General features: G+C 41.6%; 13 protein-coding genes. 6 read left to right on the plus strand and 7 right to left on the minus strand.

What is annotated here, in order from left to right; genetic code table 11:
* Nucleotides 1-63 precede the first annotated feature (63 nt).
* Together WA1_RS20815 and WA1_RS20820 are read right to left on the minus strand one after the other, a co-directional pair.
* Entirely contained in the window at nt 64-4218 is a 4155-nt protein-coding gene (locus WA1_RS20815) for a non-ribosomal peptide synthetase (protein WP_017747559.1), read from the minus strand.
* A gap of 198 nt (nt 4219-4416) precedes the next feature.
* Nucleotides 4417-5844, minus strand: a complete 1428-nt coding sequence (locus tag WA1_RS20820) for an RNA-guided endonuclease InsQ/TnpB family protein (RefSeq protein ID WP_017747560.1) — start codon at nt 5842-5844, stop codon at nt 4417-4419.
* 68 nt (nt 5845-5912) lie between these two features.
* Here WA1_RS20820 and WA1_RS20825 point away from each other — a divergent pair, with 68 nt between their 5' ends.
* Nucleotides 5913-6098, plus strand: coding sequence for a hypothetical protein (locus tag WA1_RS20825; RefSeq protein WP_017747561.1), 186 nt, complete (start codon nt 5913-5915; stop codon nt 6096-6098).
* Nucleotides 6099-6329: 231 nt separating this feature from the next.
* On the opposite strand, the gene WA1_RS20830 is transcribed toward WA1_RS20825, so the two are convergent.
* The 4 genes from WA1_RS20830 to crtH all read right to left on the minus strand — a co-directional run bounded on the left by WA1_RS20830 (nt 6330) and on the right by crtH (nt 12550).
* Nucleotides 6330-8912 (minus strand): CHAT domain-containing protein, encoded by a 2583-nt coding sequence (locus WA1_RS20830; protein WP_148662732.1) that lies wholly within the window; start codon nt 8910-8912, stop codon nt 6330-6332.
* A 198-nt stretch (nt 8913-9110) separates the two neighbouring features.
* Entirely contained in the window at nt 9111-9497 is a 387-nt protein-coding gene (locus WA1_RS20835) for a response regulator (RefSeq protein WP_017747563.1), read from the minus strand.
* A 130-nt stretch (nt 9498-9627) separates the two neighbouring features.
* A complete protein-coding gene (locus WA1_RS20840) occupies nt 9628-10356 on the minus strand; it encodes a Crp/Fnr family transcriptional regulator (RefSeq protein ID WP_017747564.1) in 729 nt (242 codons plus the stop codon).
* Between the two features lie 703 nt (nt 10357-11059).
* Nucleotides 11060-12550 (minus strand): carotenoid isomerase, encoded by a 1491-nt coding sequence (gene crtH / locus WA1_RS20845; RefSeq protein ID WP_017747565.1) that lies wholly within the window; start codon nt 12548-12550, stop codon nt 11060-11062.
* A 561-nt stretch (nt 12551-13111) separates the two neighbouring features.
* Here crtH and upp point away from each other — a divergent pair.
* From upp to WA1_RS20865, 4 genes are all read left to right on the plus strand, one after another.
* Nucleotides 13112-13762 (plus strand): uracil phosphoribosyltransferase, encoded by a 651-nt coding sequence (gene upp, locus WA1_RS20850; protein ID WP_017747566.1) that lies wholly within the window; start codon nt 13112-13114, stop codon nt 13760-13762.
* A 223-nt stretch (nt 13763-13985) separates the two neighbouring features.
* Complete coding sequence (locus tag WA1_RS20855; RefSeq protein WP_017747567.1) at nt 13986-14510, plus strand: hypothetical protein; 525 nt, start codon at nt 13986-13988, stop codon at nt 14508-14510.
* 49 nt (nt 14511-14559) lie between these two features.
* Nucleotides 14560-14913, plus strand: a complete 354-nt coding sequence (locus WA1_RS20860) for a ssl2009 family thylakoid membrane protein (protein ID WP_017747568.1) — start codon at nt 14560-14562, stop codon at nt 14911-14913.
* Nucleotides 14914-15049: 136 nt separating this feature from the next.
* Complete coding sequence (locus WA1_RS20865) at nt 15050-15322, plus strand: YggT family protein (protein ID WP_017747569.1); 273 nt, start codon at nt 15050-15052, stop codon at nt 15320-15322.
* A gap of 228 nt (nt 15323-15550) precedes the next feature.
* Here WA1_RS20865 and WA1_RS20870 read toward each other — a convergent pair whose 3' ends face one another.
* A complete protein-coding gene (locus tag WA1_RS20870) occupies nt 15551-15985 on the minus strand; it encodes a hypothetical protein (protein ID WP_017747570.1) in 435 nt (144 codons plus the stop codon).
* 167 nt (nt 15986-16152) lie between these two features.
* Here WA1_RS20870 and WA1_RS20875 point away from each other — a divergent pair, with 167 nt between their 5' ends.
* Nucleotides 16153-16758, plus strand: a complete 606-nt coding sequence (locus tag WA1_RS20875; RefSeq protein WP_017747571.1) for a hypothetical protein — start codon at nt 16153-16155, stop codon at nt 16756-16758.
* Nucleotides 16759-16800 lie beyond the last annotated feature (42 nt).

Raw genomic sequence — 16800 nt, forward strand, 5'->3', positions numbered from 1 at the left:
TTTTCAGGTAATAGACCATAGCCGTAGGGGCGCAAGGCATTGCGCCCCTACCAACGATGTGGTTCATTTAGGTGAAAACTGCTGTAAATTTTGTGCTTTCTCAATACAAGCTCTTAGCTGTACGGCGAGAACTTGGATATGGGGTTTTCTTAGCATAGTTAGGTGATTGCCAGGAATATGGTAAATTTCCGTTCCTCCCACAATTAGCCGATCCCAACCCATACTCGGATCTTCCTTGGCAATGCTAGACTGAACCTTTGTTCTAAAAAGATTAATTCGTTTAGGATAAGCTTGCGGAACGTAGTTGAGAACTGCTTGGCTATTGGCATAGAAAACTCGAAGCATTGGACGAATTGCTAACTCCCTTAAAAGTCTTAACTTGGATTCTTCAGGTATAACGTTAACTGTGGCATCCTCTTTGAGGATGAGGTGAGAGAAGAGATTTGTTGGGAGCCGCATAATTTTAATAAAATTAGTCAATCGAGAAGTTAAAGTGTTAATTCGATTCTTGACGATCGCGATAATTAGATAAAAATAATCGAAGAAAAAAGGCCATATATATCGCGCCACTGTAGTCAGCATAAACTTAAAATTGTTACCCAAAGAAGGTATATTGCCTGGAATTGGTGCTAAAGTGTCAAGCACAGCAAGTAGAGCCACTTCTTCCCCAGATCTTTGGAGTTGTTGAGCCATTTCAAAAGCAACCCAACTTCCAAAAGACCAACCTCCTAAAAAATAAGGACCTTTAGGCTGCACTCTACGCAATGCTTCAATGTAGTGGGTAGCCATATCCTCAATGTTAGTTAGGGGAGAAGTTTTTCCGTCAAGTCCAATGGGTTGTAGCCCATAAAATGGTTGATTGTTTCCCAAATGATGAGCTAATTCATAATAAGGAAAGACAACACCAAAAATTGGATGGACGCAGAAGAAAGCTGGACTTGAACCAGCAGGTTGAATTGGAACTAAGGGTGACCACGGGAGAGAATCTGCTTTTGAGGATAGAGAAGTTGATAAACTTTCAATTGTTGGATTTAAAAATAAGCTAGATAGCGGCAATTCGCGCTCAAACTGCTTATGTATTTGCTTCAGGAGGCTTACAGTTAACAGCGAATCTCCTCCCAAGTCGAAGAAGTTATCATGAATACCCACACGCTCAACATTAAGGACTTCAGCCCAAATTTTTGCCAAGATTGACTCGGTTGGAGTCCGAGGAGCGATAAATGCTTTATCTGTTGAGCGGCTAGCCGGACTGTCGAGTTCTCTTAGCGCCAAACGATCCACTTTACCACTAGCTGTTAGCGGCAGAGAATCCAGCACTATAAAAGCTTTTGGGAGCATATATTCTGGTAATTTTTCTTTTAAGAATTTACGGAGTAGAGACGCGAAATTTTGCGTCTTTACATTGGTAACAATATAAGCCACCAAGGACTTATCGCCAGATACATTTTCTTCAACAATTACTACTGCTTTTTGCACACTTTGATGCTGACTCAGCACTGTTTCAATTTCTGACAACTCAATGCGAAATCCACGAATTTTTACTTGATTATCGATGCGACCTAAAAATTCAATATTACCGTCCGCTCGATACCGAGCTAAATCACCCGTCTTGTAAAGTCGCGCTCCTTTTTTATCATGAAAAGGATTGGAAATAAATTTTTCAATCTTTAATTCTGGACGGTTAATATAGCCTTGTGCCAATCCGTCACCACCTATATATAATTCTCCAGAAATTCCAATTGGTAAAGGTTGTAAATGCTTATCTAATATATAAATTTGAGTATTAGCAATAGGGCGACCAATGGGCGGTTTTTCACTTATATGACTAATCTCTGCAACAGTTGACCAAACGGTTGTTTCAGTAGTCCCGTAAGCATTAAAAAACCGACGCTGAGAGTTCCACCAACGTTTTACAATATCATCAGTACAAGATTCACCTGCACAAATAATAGTTTGCAATACCGGAAGTGATTCTGTAGGTAGGATTGCTAACACTGCTGGCGGAAGGGTAACGTGAGTAATAGCTTTTTCGCGCAGTATTTGAAGCAAAGGTTGTCCGGGTAGAAGGGATTCTTTGTTTGCTAAATAAAGAGTTGCTCCTGTCTGCAGTGCCATGACAATCTCAAAAATTGAGGCATCGAAACTTAATGATGCGAATTGCAGAATGCGGTTACTCGGTTGCAAGTTGAAAACCTCAATCTGATCTGACGCTAAGTTGGACAATCCTCGATGCTGGAGCAAAACGCCTTTAGGCTTTCCTGTTGAGCCAGAAGTGTAGATAACATAAGCTAGGTTGTCAAGTGTGACGCCGCTGGTTGGGTTTTCTTGGCTGTGTTGTGTAATAGTTGCCCAATCTTCATCTATACAAATAATTGGAGTCGATAAGTCCTCAAAATGCTCGAGCAACTTTTCTTGTATCAGCAATACTGAAACTTGTGCATCTTCTAGCATGAACTTAAGACGCTCTTGAGGTAAGCTCGGATCTAAAGGCAGGTATGCTCCACCTGCTTTGAGAATGCCTAATAGTGCGACGATCATCTCTAGCGATCGCTCTACGGAAATGCCTACTAAAACGTCAGGGACTACCCCCCATTTTTGCAGGTGATGTGCAAGTTGGTTAGCGCGGATATTTAGTTCGCGATAGGTTAACTGCTGCTTATCAAAGACTACTGCGTTCGCATCGGGAGTTTCCTGCACCTGCGCTTCAAATAACTGATGAAAACACTTGTTTTGTGGGTAGTCTTTTTTAGTGTCATTCCAATCAATTAATAACTCAAGTCGTTCTTCTTCAGTCAGCAAAGATAAATCTGAAAGACGCTGTTCTGGATTGGCAACAATGCTTTCTAACAGCGTTTGGAAATGTCCCAGCATCCGGGTAATGGTCGTGTCATCAAATAAATCTGTGCTATAAATTATTTGTCCTTTCAAACTATCCAAGTCCTGCCACAGATGGAACTCTAAATCAAGCTTTGCAGTTTTGCTGTCGAACTCAAATAGCGAAAGCCTTAACCCAGGTAACTCTAGCGCTTCGATGGGAGTGTTTTGCAGGCTAAATACAACCTGAAAAAAAGGATGATAGCTCAAATCTCGCTCTGGATGCAGTTCCTCCACCAGCTTTTCAAAGGGCAAATCCTGATGAGCATAGGCTCCTAAAGTTACCTCTCGCACTCGATTCCACAATTCTCGAAACGTCGGGTTACCTGAGAAATCTATACGTAGCACCAAGCTATTGACAAAAAAACCAATTAATCCTTCTAGTTCGCTACGATTGCGATTGGCAATAGGTGAACCTACTGTAATATCCTCTTGCTGCGTGTAGCGATAAAGCAAGGTTTGAAATACTGCCAGCAGAATCATGAACAAGGTAACGCCTTCTTGGTAGCTCAGTGCCTCTAGCGCTTGAGTTAAGGAGTGTGGTAGCTCTAAAAATTGTTTTGCACCCCTGTAGGTAGGAACTGCTGATCTTAGTCTGTCGGTGGGGAGATTCAGCACCGAAATCCCGTCTAATTGCTTTTGCCAATAAGCTAACTGAGTTTGTAGGGGCGAGGTGCCGTTTGCTCCCACTCTTTGCAGCCACTCCCGTTGCCATTCTGCGAAATCTGCATATTGAATGGGTAATTCTGCTAGGGGGGTAGACATGGAGTCGCTTGTCGTCAGACATCGCTTATCCTCTGCGAAAGCTTTGTATAATACCCCCAGTTCTCTAATTAGCACTCCAATTGACCAGCCATCGGCAACAATGTGATGTAGATTTAGCAGCAGCAGATATTCTGCTTCATCCAGTTGTAGCAGCTTTACTCGCAGCAATGGTCCGGTGATGAGATTGAAAGGACGTTGAGCCTCTTGGGTTACGATTTGCTGCACTTGTGTGTCGCATTCTTGTCTCTGGAAATTGCGTAGGTCTATTAGGGGAAGAGGTATGGTTAAGCTGGGTGCTATCGCCTGCACTAGTTGCTGCTCTAGCAGAACAAACGTAGTGCGTAAGGTTTCGTGGCGACGTACAATTTCGTTGAATGTCTGCTTTAAGGCAGTGAAGTTGAGGGAACCTGTCAGGCGAAGTGCTGTTGACACGTTGTAAAATGGATTACCCGGTGCTAACTGGTCGAGAAACCACAATCGCTGCTGGGCGAAAGAAGTAGGAAAAACGAAAACCTCTGCTTCTTCAGAAAAATTAAGTTCTTCATCATCTGTGAGACTACTGAAAATATACTGGCTCATAAGTGAATGGCAAACAGTTATGTGTATTTTTCTCTATTCAGAGTCATAAAAGAGCGTTAATGTTAATGAGGCCTGACGGCGTTATTTCGTGCGCGAAGGTTTATTTACAGAGTGGGAGAGCGCTTACTAACATAGCAGATCATTTTCAAGTGTTCTCAGTATGAACCACCCCACCGCATGGCGGATGGGGTTTCTAGTTTACCGAGTCGGTTCAGTGACTCCTATAGTCGTGCAACAAGACAAGCTTGCTGCCGTACCTTTACATGATAGGAATTTTTTACCTATCCAAATATTGATTCTTTTGAGAATTTGACACACTCGAAAAGTAATTTTTGAAGTGTCAATTTTTGCCTTTCTTAGGATATTGCAAGCACCCTGAGCATCGGCGTTGACGACTGTTCCGCTTGCTGTTTTGTATTCACCACGCTTTGTTCTTCTACCGGAAGGCTTCTGTTCCTTCTGGGATTCGGTTTCTTTTCCGAATACGGGTAGCTCATCCCCATCAAAAAATGACATTTTTGAAGTGTATGATTCTTCTACAATTACGAATTCTATTCCAGATCTTTCACATAAATACTTGAGCGTATCACGTAATGCGGTAAACGGCACTTGTACAAAATTTTGATTATTAACACGCCCATTGTCTATTCCATTCTTTATCCCTTCATTCCAACCAAATACTATTTTGCCTATTCCTGATTCTAAACATTTATTGATTATTGTACGTGCAGATTTCTTGATAAAATCGCGGACTTGGTTATTCCTAGATTGAGTTGCTCTAGCTAAACTCCCACTCCAGAAATTCTCATCCTTACCCTTTTTTAGCTTAGATACAGTTTTATTATAAAACTGATTTATTGCTTTTAATGGTCGCCCATTTATGATAAATCCTTCTTTACCTGTGTTCGGAATACAAGTAATAAAGTTGTTTAACCCGATGTCAATTCCTAAAACACTTGACTTATCTAATTCAGTAATAATTTCTTTTTTCTTTCTACATACCCAATGTAGATAAATCTCTCTATGCTTTGATGTAATTACTAGCTCAACAAGGCGTTTGGGGTCAACGTCATCAGGAATCCTGAATTTCAATCTTTCATTTAAACTTGTTTCCATGACATCTTCTTTGTGCTGCTTCTTGAACAGAATGCCAGTAGAAACAGTAGCAAATATAATGCCATGCTCTTGTGATATATTTACTGATTGACTGGGATATGTCACTTCAAACATACCACCTTTTTGACGATAACCTGGTAATTTAGGCTTCTTTGTTCCCTCGCTAAAATACTTGTCCAAAAGCTGTTTGAATGATTTGAAATTCTCAGCCACCTTATGACACACAGACTGGGCTGCTTGAGAATGCAGCATTTTGTAATGGTAGTTTTCTTTGAAGTCGGTTTGTAAATCAATGGTCAAAGATTGAAAATTCAGAGTTTTGTGTACAAAAAATCCTTGTCTCAAATTGAAAGTCAAGGTGTTATATAAACTGTTGGCGTGTGACAATATGTCAGATACTACAGCAGATCCAAGACTTGATAGTTTTAAATGCTGTACAACCGTCGAGATATACGTATCTTTATTTTTATCCTGATCTAGCGCTTTTTGCTCTTTACTTTTGAATGACATATTTTCTTGCCTCCTTGTCTTTTATTGTATATCATATAGATAGACAATGCAAGTAGAAAATAAAGAAAATGTCAAATAAACATATGCTGACTTTTCGAGTTACCGAGCAAGAAAAGAAAATTCTAAATACGTACTGTGACTTGACAGGTAGAACTCAGGTTGATGTGTTTCGCGAGTTTGTTCGTTCGTTAGAAGACAAATTACAAAAACTAGAGGCAAACTCCTTCGGAGACGCTACGCGAACGAACCTCTAGTTTTTGTGCGCTATCCATCCCCACCGCATGGCGGATGGGGAATTCCGCGAATATGTTAAATATGTTTTAATATTCTCAATTCTATGGTTTTTATCTTTTTGACGAACCAACATCACCCACCGTAGGGGCGCAAGGCCTTGCGCCCCTACAAGTATGAAACGACCATTATTCGTTGATTCACATGATGGTCAATTTGGACAGTGCGTTATACAGTTGAAGTGTCTTCTAAAACTATAACCAATTGCCTACAAGTACAAAAGATCCCCAGAAGAAGGGATTTTTATCCTTAGCAAAAACTGCAAGTTGAGCACGTTGGAGTGCTTCTGCTTTATTCACCCCAGTTTTTAACTCTCGGTAAAACTCACTCATCAAATCAGCTGTTGATTCATCATTAACCGCCCACAATGTTGCTAGGGTACTGCGAGTACCCGCCCGGACTGCAACTCCAGCCAATCCTAGTGCTGCTTGCTTGTCTCCTTCAGCAGTTTTACAGGCACTAAGAACGAGTAACTCAATGGCATTTGACCGTTTGCGATCGCTAACTCTTAATAACTTATCAAATTCCTTGACCTGAAGTAACTTATCCCACATCAGAATAAAAGTCTTTTCTGGATCGGAACTAAACTCACCGTGAGTTGCTAGGTGAACTATTGTGTAAGGGTCGGTTTGCAGTTGATTTTGCAGATTATTTTCGGTAAATTGCTGATTGAGTAATTTCTCGCTCTTAGGAATCTCCAATTGAATTTCTTTTAACTCTCGTGGTACATTTTTAAGTTGGGGAAATTTGCGGTTTTCAATGGAATGTGCTTGCGTCACTCCTGCAGTTAAAGCATTCAACTTTACCTTTTGTAAGGGTTGGGGAGCAAGAAGTTGCAAACCAGGTGTTACGGCGAGCGCATACTTCTCTACCAAATATTTTTGCTGTTCTTGGTCGAAGAGAACTGCCATAGGAACGTTTCGCAACTCACCATCCAATACAAACACCAAAGTTTTAATACCATTCTTGCTTAATTCTGCTTCCGCTGGTCGAATTAACCAGTTATATACCTGTTGTGAGAGTCGTTTAACTTGAGCAGTTTGGGTAACATCTTGCAAATTTTTCCTAAGATTTTCTATAATATCATTGACTTTATCTCGATCAATAAAAGTGTTATAGTAGTGCAAGTCTTGATTGGGTAATTTCAGAATGACCTCTAAGCTATTGGGCAAAATAATTGGATAGATAACAGCTGCTTGTCGATCTTTTTGATCGACCACAGGGTCAAGTTCTTGCTTGGGTTCCAAACAAGCTGAGCGAAAGAAGTTGTCTAGTTCTGCAAGTTGTAAAGACTCCATCGCAAAACGCGCTTGTCGCAAATTATCCTGAGATGGGTTCCCCTGTCCCCTATTCCCTGTTTGCAGTAACAAAGTAACAAACTCCCGATAAACTGGTTCCACACTTTCCCGGAATGAAAACTGAATATCTGGATTGATAGCCACCAGATCGCGCCGCAAGGATTGAAGGGTTTTGAATGCTTGAGAATAAAATGCAATTGCTCCTGTAAGATCTCCTTGCTGTTTGCGTAGACGCCCCATTTGCCATTGCCACTGGTAAGCAATATCCCCTACATTTAGATCTTGAGCAATCAACAAAGCTTTCTCTGTCAGTTTTTGGGCATATAAAAACTGCTGATTTTGTTCGTATAACTCCCCAAAAGTCCCAAGAGCATAGGATTCAGAACGCCGATCTTGCAAGCTTTGTGCTTGTTGGACTGCTTCTGTTAAAACGCGGGCTGCTGTTTGGAAGACAGAGGAAGAAGACGCGGAGAGTTTTCCATTCGCCGTATCTCCATGTCCCCTCATCCCCGTGTCCTCTCCTCTACTCCCCAGTTTTATCAAATTTTGGGCAAAGTTAATTTTCACCTCAACAGCCCTTCGGCTTGTAGGTAAGTCAGCGATCGCAGATTGAATTTGAGATAACAATATGAGATGATTGAAAGATTGCTTAGTTGCGATCGATAAATTCAGTTGATTGAGATAAGCTTGAATGCGGGTAAGCGATTGAGAAGACAGACTTGCAGCTTGTTGGTAGTCGTTGAATGCTTTTTGAAATTTTTTCTGAGCACGAGCTGTGTTACCCAAACTGAATAAAATTTCACTCTCCATTTGAGTCAATTGTGACGCTTTTGCAAGTGCTAAACTTTGCTCCAACACCTGCTGAGATTCTTTCAAATCACCTACAACTTGTAGAACATTACCAAGACTCAATAATTGTGCAACTTTCACGGGGGAATTTGGTTGATTTTTAAGAGTTTGTGATACCTCAGTTAATAGTTTATTTGCCTGACGGTAATTTCCTAAAGCTTGTAAAGCTTGAGCGGAATTGATACGGTTGCGGGTGAATGCTGTGCTTTCTCCTATTTTCTGATAAATATGAGCAGCGTCTTGCCAAGTCATAAGTGCAGACTCTGTTTTGCCCTGTGCTAACTGCAACTGCCCTCGTACATCTAGAGTTTGTGCGAGAATTCTAGAATATTCTTGTGAATTTTGTAAATCTTGTAACAAATTTAAACTTTGTGCGATCGCGTCCTCTGCTTGATTCCACAAACTCAGTTGCTGATAAGCCAAGGAAAGATTACTTAACGTCATAGCCGCCTGCAAACTATCCCCATTAGCTTCAAAAACTGTAGAAGCTTCTTTCAAGACATCAGCTGCATGAGAAAACTCTCCGGCTTCGTAAAGTCTTTTACCCTGTTCCACTAAAGCCTGTGTCTTATCTTGGCTTTTTGTTACGTGCGGTGAATCAGCGATCGCCGCAGAAGTACTTTTCAACATTGGTGGTGCTATTACGCAAAAATAAGCAACTATTAGTGCTAGTAATAATCGAAACCAGTTTCTTTTCACCACGTTTTTGTATTTTTAAATACTAATTAAGATCCAAACAATAAATATTTTAATTTATAAAATATTTTAATTGACAAATTTCCATTGAGAAACTTGTCAATTATTTTCTCATAACCAGGTATATTTGTTTTATAGACTGGGGTGTAGAATAGCTTCCACTTGAGCGATTACTAGATCGATGTCAATAGGCTTTCGGATCAATCCATCAACCTTTACATCGCGATAGTTTTGAGAATAATCTTCACTAATACCTGTGACTAACAAAATAGGAAGAGATTGAAACTTATCTGATTGTCTGATACGTTGAGCAATTTCGTATCCATCCATTTCAGGCATCATCACATCTAGTATCAGCAGGTCAGTCGAGTCAGAGTCAGTTTCAATCTTAGTTAACACTGCCGCACCAGAATCAGCAATCTCAATCTCGCGCTCCTCTGCTTCTAGAATTGCTTGGAGAAGAAAAGAGTTATCAGCATTATCATCACATATCAATATCCGCTTAATAATCCTATCCATTAGTCCTATATAAACAGAATACTTTTCTGTCTCAGATTTACTAAATTTTCTTAGTAGTATAAACAAACTGAGTATAGGCGTCTGTACGGTTTCCGACACAAACAACTACTGAGAAAGAATTCATCTGAAATCACGCCCGCAACCCATTACCTAGCAACCGCTCGCACTCGGCTTTAACGAGATGATAACATTCACAGGAAGTCGCTTCCAAGTCTGACCGATTCAGGATAGTAATTCTGCCACGACTATAGTGGATTATTCCCGCCTTGCTGAGGGTGCCTGCAGCCACTGTGACGCCAGAGCGCCGTGTACCAAGCATTTGGGCGATAAATTCCTGAGTGAGAGCAAACGTGTTTGACGGCATACGGTCAGAGACTATCAACAGCCACCGGGCGAGTCGTTCTTCTATTGTATGGAGACGGTTGCAAACAGCTGTTTGCGAGACCTGGGTGAACAGTACTTGCGTATAACGTAACAGCAGACTTTGAAGTGAAGCACCTCGGTTGAACTCGGTTTTGAGATGTTCTGTCTCCATCCTCATGGCAGTGTTTGCAATCTGCACAAACGCGGTGGTAGTTGTGGTGTTACCGCCCCAAATTACGGGAAGACCCACCATGCCTTCATTGCCTACCACACCGACTTCGACCGTCGAGCCGTCTGACTGGGTGGAGACCAAAGAAACTATTGCCTGATGGGGAAAATAGACGTGTTTAATTGGTTCGCCAGACTCGTAGAGCACTTGCTTGAGTGAGAGCGTAACGAAATCCAGGTGAGGAATAAGGCGTTGGTATTCTGAAGCAGGTAGAGCGGCGAGTAGCCGATTTTCTATCGGCAAATTGAGATGGTTAGACACCAACATTGGGAGCCTCCTTGGCTTAACAGTGCTTAGAAAAGCAACTAATGGCACAAGGAGAGGAGGCAATAACTCAATCTCAATATGTCATCTAGTAAATCTTTTGGCAAAAAACGAGACTTTTAGTAGCTTATGTAGTATGTACAAAGGCTTGTAATGAACTTTATCTCTTGTTGTGTAAAATTTTTCGCAATACTCTTGCTGATTAACTTTCCTTTATTACAACTGTAAACCCTGTGATATCACCCAAAGCTATTGCGACCCTGACTAATAACAAAGGTTAAACTAAGAAAACCCCTGCAATAGTACACGGCAAGAGAGCAGGTGCAGGGGGATGGCTACTATTAACATTGGTTCCTTTATCTTTTCAGTTTCGCTTAGTGACAGTTGGTATTGTAAGACCTATAGGCAGATCTAACTATTAAGCTTTTGTGTGAGCATCGACACACTGCTAAGTGTTTATAGTCAATCAAAGTTCTCACAACCAATTCAACAATTGAAAGCTTACAGCAAATTTCAACTTGGTGAGGTACAAAAATTACCCCCCTCTGTCCCCCCGATGCCTTGGGGGGATGAAAGGGGGGTGTACCTCATTAGACTGAGAAAGGCTATAATGTCACATTCTCATTTCTCCCAACATCGTAGGTCGCATTGTCACTATTTTGTGACACCCGTCACCACTCACTGGTTACTGGTCACTGGTCACTGGTCACTGATTCAGCCCCAAATCAACAGCGATACGATGAGCACAAGCAAACCCAGAAAATGCCACTGCGTTTAAACCCTGACCGGGAAACGTACTATCTCCCACACAATAAAGCCCTGAAATTGATGTTCTGTTGAAAGGCATTCCCAACAACCCTCGCAACTTCTGTCGGGGGATTGGTCCATAAGTACCATCATCACGACCTAAAAAGCGACGATGGGTTTTAGGAGTCCCCACCTCTAAATAATCCAAACCTGCATTTAACCCTGGAAAAATCTTTTCCAAACGATTAATTATTCTCCAAGCCGCCTGTTCTTTGTTTGCGTCATACTCACTTGCTGATAAACCCAGCCAGTCATCAATCCAGGAAGGTGTAAAAGAGTGAATGATGTGATATCCAGAAGGTGCTAACTCTGGGTCAAGCAACGTTGGAATCGACACAAATACAGTTCCTTCTGTCGCTGTCATCTTTTCCCAGTTTTCTAGCAAAATGTGATGGCACTCTGTCCCTGAAGGCAAAACTTCCGCTTTTACTCCCATATGCAAATTTAGAAAACTAGGTGACTTCTGATAGCGTTGCTGCCATCTTTTTTCATTAGAAGGAATTTCTTGTTGATTTAGTAATTTCTCAAAGGTATCCCATCGTGTAGCGTTTGAGACAATTCGTTTAGCACGATACACTTGACCGTTAGTGAGTTGTACACCCACAGCTTGTTTATTTTCTATGAGAATTTTCGAGACCTTGGCTTGATATTGAATTTGTCCTCCTGCTTTAATCAACCCTTCTGCTAATTTTTGAGCAATTTGTCCTACCCCACCTTTAGGATAATTGACACCTCCGTAGTGTCTATCTGAAAAAACCATTCCAGCATTAATCATGGGTGTCATCTGAGCAGGTACTACTGACCAGCAATAGCACTCTATATCAAGAAATCTTAACAATTGGGGGTCTTTAATATAACGCTTTGCCACATCCCCAACATTTTGAGGTAGATATTTTGCTAAACCAAGACACGCCAAAGGCTTCTGAAAAAAACTGCGAAGTAAATACCGGGGTTCCTCCAATGACAGCAACTCCATACTATTGAGACAATGAAAGACTCGCCAACATTCATCATAAAATTGACGAATTCCTTTGCTCTCATGTGGAAAGTACGCAGTTAGATTTTGCAAAAATTCTTCATAAATGCGGTCAACTTTAATATCCAAACCTTCTGGTAAATGATAGTGAATTTGAACCGGATCGGGAATCACCTCTAAGTTAACATTGACAGATTGTAAGGCACGTGCAAGCAAGTTAGTCGTTCCTTTTTGCCCGAATCCAAATATCATAGATGCCCCAACATCAAATCGATAGCCCTCCCTCTCAAAATAACCAGCGCTACCCCCAGGGATTAAATATTGTTCCAGTAACAGCACTCTAGCACCCTTAACTGCTAATTGAGTTGCTGTTACTAAACCGCCTATTCCAGATCCAATAACTATGACATCCATATAATTGTTAGTGGTTAGTGGTTAGTGGTTAGTGGTAACTACTAACTAAATAACAAAAAAGAGGGACAAGCCAGACGAACCCTGACCAATCCCGTTTGCCGATCCTTAAAGAGAGGAGAACACTGAACAACAATATAACCTTGATTGAGAATTGCTGTCAACTACTAATGCAAAAATTTATCAACAAAAAACAAAGTAGTTGTCATAGTAGAAACCCTTCGTGCCACGCTATGTGCAAGGCACAGGCGTTCGCGTTCGCCATCAGGGCTGGACTCACTAGGTGAAAGCTTAAAGGCTGGAGTGCGATTTGGTTGTCAAATATGCTAAAATATTCATATCAGTACAAGATTTAAAAACCTACCCCCGGACTGGGGGAAAGTCTACGCCCGAAACAACCTTGAGGAGACATCAGCACCCCCTTGTGGGAAAAGTGTTGAGCCTGGGAACCTGAGCAATCAGGATATTAAGATAGCGATGTCTTAAGAATCTCTCAGCCTTGAGGCTGGAGATCGTCAAGATGTTTCGGTCGTTACTTATTAGAAAAAGCGGCTATTTCCGGCTATGACGCTACAATTGCGCGTATACGTTCCCCCTCATCCTCTGATAAAGCACTGGTTGGCAGTTGCTCGTGATGCTGGAACCCCCTCGGTGCTGTTTCGCAGTGCGATGACGGAGTTAGGACGGTGGCTGACTTATGAAGCAGCTCGAGAATGGTTGCCAACTCAAGAAACAACAGTGCAGTCTCCCTTAGATTCCTGTCCGGCAACTCTGATAGATCCAACAGTACCTGTGGCAGTAGTACCAATTCTACGAGCCGGACTGGGGTTACTGGAAGGGGCGCAAACAGTTCTGCCCCTAGCATCAATTTATCATTTAGGATTGGTGCGAGATGAAGAAACTTTACAACCTCTGTGTTACTTAAATAAGTTGCCAAAAAAATTTCAATCGCAAACGCGAGTGTTGGTTACCGATCCAATGCTCGCAACGGGTGGATCTATCATGGCGGCTATGGCAGAATTAACACAACGCGGTGTCGATCCAACTCAGGTTCGGATTATTAGCGTAGTTGCAGCTCCACCAGCTTTGCAAAAATTGAATGATGCTTATCCTGGCTTAATTGTTTACACGGCCACCATCGATCAAATGGTCAACGATCGCGGTTTCATTGTACCAGGTTTGGGAGATGCAGGCGATCGCATCTTTGGAACATAAGCTAGTATGCACGTAGGGGCAGTGACAAGTAACCAGTGACCAGTGCATAATAACTGTTTTGATGAAATCGTAATTATCTGCCAATACCTGTTAATATATCCTAATACTAACAGGTATGGGAGATGAATAAGGTATACAATCCGAGACTTGTTAACATACCTGTTAAAAGCAGTTAGTATCTTAAATATAAACAGATTTCAATTTAAGGAGGTGATACAACCTGGTGAAAAAGAAAAAACCTTTAATAGCAAGACTAACTACTATTAGTAAATCAAAAGTCAAGTCGGGTAAACCGGATTTTCAGCGCCGGGTTGGAATCGAAGCGAAATTACCTCAAATCTCAGAAGCTCTGCTGCTTGAAGACATGAGTTATTATTACGGCTCATATCAAAGAACAGCTTTAAATCTACTTCAATCCGGGAAGTCTGATTCAGAGGTCGAGAAGATTCTTCAATCACGTTTTGGGATTGCTTGGGCATGGGCTGATAGTATAGCAACATTAGCTAAGTCAACTTATGACCAGTTGCAAACAGCAAAGCAAAATCGAATTGAATTGTTGTCATCCGATCTTAAATCTGGCTGGAAGTATTTTCAAGAAGAAATAGAGAAACTCGAACAAAGTATTACTAAGTTTAACGGCAAGCCTCAACAGTACAAGCGGATCAATAAAAAGTTGTTAGGCTTGAAGTCTAAGGCTCTGAGGCTGAAACGCAAACAGAAAGAGTTAGATGCTCTTGGTAGCTATTGACAGGTTATTTGAAGGTGATAACTGTAAAGGAGAGTAAGGTGGTAAGGATATGAGTCAGCAAGATGGTTTTGCAAGTGGTTTTCTAACCGGAGCAATTGTTGGTAGCGTAGTAGGTGGGCTTGTGGGTGCGCTTGTTGCTTACAAACGAGAACCTGAAGAATTACCAGAAGAAGAGCGTCAGTTAAACTCTAGCGCAACAGAAGTTAAAAAAGCAGCGAAAAAGCGTCCTATCAAAGCTTCTGAAGAAGACAGCATGGAGATGGAGATGGCACGGCGATCTCTAGAAGATAAAATTGCTCAGCTCAATGCCACGATTGATGAAGTGCGTCAGCAATTGGGAAATGTGAATGGCAATGCCAATCAACCCATTAACGACCGTTCCCCTCAATACAGTGACCAGTGACCAGTGACCAGTGACCATGACAAATAAGATCTGGAAACTGAACGCGGATAATTGTAATTGCACGCGCTGAAATAAAAGATAAATTAGAATCAAGGATAACACCGCTTTTAACACTCAACAGGAAACTGACCCATCCATGAATCTACTGATCAGCACACTCTATCAATTCGTACAGATTTATAGTATCTTACTGATTATCAGAGTCCTCTTGTCATGGTTCCCTAACATCAGTTGGGGTAGCCAGCCATTTGCAGCCCTCAGCCAAATCACAGACCCTTACCTCAATCTCTTCCGTTCCATAATTCCCCCCTTGGGTGGAATGGACTTTTCTCCACTATTGGCTTTTCTACTGCTTAACGTTTTGAGTTCTTTGCTTATGTCTCTAACACGCTTTTCCATTGTCGGTTAAGTTTGGCAACTGCTTCCAGAGACATCTCAAAAAGCAATGTAGAGACTAGCCATGCTTAGTCTCTATTAAGAATTGTATACAATGCACAATTAATTTCTGGAGATGTTTATTTAGAGACGATTGCCAAAAAACCGTCTCTACTTTTTTGTAATTGGTCACTGGTCACTGGTCACTGGTCACTGGTCACTGGTCACTGGTCACTGGTCACTGGTCACTGGTCACTCCTCCCTACTTCCGAATTTGAGCGCTGAACCCTGCTGCCTTAAATTGCTTGAGCTTTAAAGGTAAGGGCTGATTCGCGGCTACAGAAATTCGCAATTCAAAATTACTGACACCAGGTGGAATTTCATCAATAGACCCAAGGCGCGTGCGGTTTTGCATTACTGGATCGTTGTTAACATCATAAATACGACCAAAAATATCCGCATCGTAGACGGTCTTGTTTGTGTCATTTCGAGCTTTGCCTGTGACAATAAAGCAGTTTGCTGCCATTGTCGTTCCACCACTTGTCACAGATCCTTGTGCTAGTTCTCCTGGACACTGTTGGTAGGAGAGATCGTATAGCTTAACCTGTGTCAGTGCTTCAGCGAAAGGGGTAAATGTCCATGACAGTACTGAAATGATACAAAAAACAAGAATAACTGTGAGCGATCGCAACAGCATAAAAGACACCGTGGATAAGGTAGAATCATAGGCTACATCTATCTCAGCTTACAAGAATTTCGCTCTAGAGGTATTGAAGACTTCTTTTTTAATTTTGTAATAATTATTAAATAAGTTCTCAGCAACTCGCTGAGGGTTCAATCAAGTCATCCATTACTGTACCACCTATGAGTCCAGATGAGATTCAAGTAGCCTTGCAAGCAGCGTTTTATCGTTGCGATGCAGCTAGCTGTCCTCTCACCGACACACAGAAGGAGATCCTACTACAAGTAGTAGAGAAAGTTAAGGGAAACTCTCAACTAGATGTGTCAGATGTGTTAAATCCGTTAGACGAACTTACACAAGAGGAGATACACGCACTGTTAGAATTTGTTAAGTCTCAAGAAGAACAAAACCTTTCGTGGAAAGCACAGCTACTGAACGATTGGCTGCTTGAAAATGACTCAGGTGCAGTACAGTTTATTCGCGATCGCTATGGCTTACAGTGGTTAAATCGCGTCGAAGATTGTCACTTTCAAAAGTATGTTTATGAGGATGCGCCAAAGCTAAGAGTTGGCGATCGCATTGAAGTGTGTAATGCTCTGTGGGAGTGGGTACAAGACGATGGCCCTTGCAGTCGTCAATGGTATAAGTGTACTATTATTCGGATTGATGAAACGAATGATAGTAGTGGTTCGTCAACAAATTGCATTATTCGCTTCAACACTGGAGAAGAATACGAAATTCAAGGAATCTATGAATGGAATCGTTATTATTGGCGGATTGGGGAATAGGGAATGGGGAGAGGGGAATAGGGAATAGATGGTATTTTCCTC

It is taken from the genome of Scytonema hofmannii PCC 7110, assembly GCF_000346485.2.
GTDB lineage: Bacteria > Cyanobacteriota > Cyanobacteriia > Cyanobacteriales > Nostocaceae > Scytonema > Scytonema hofmannii.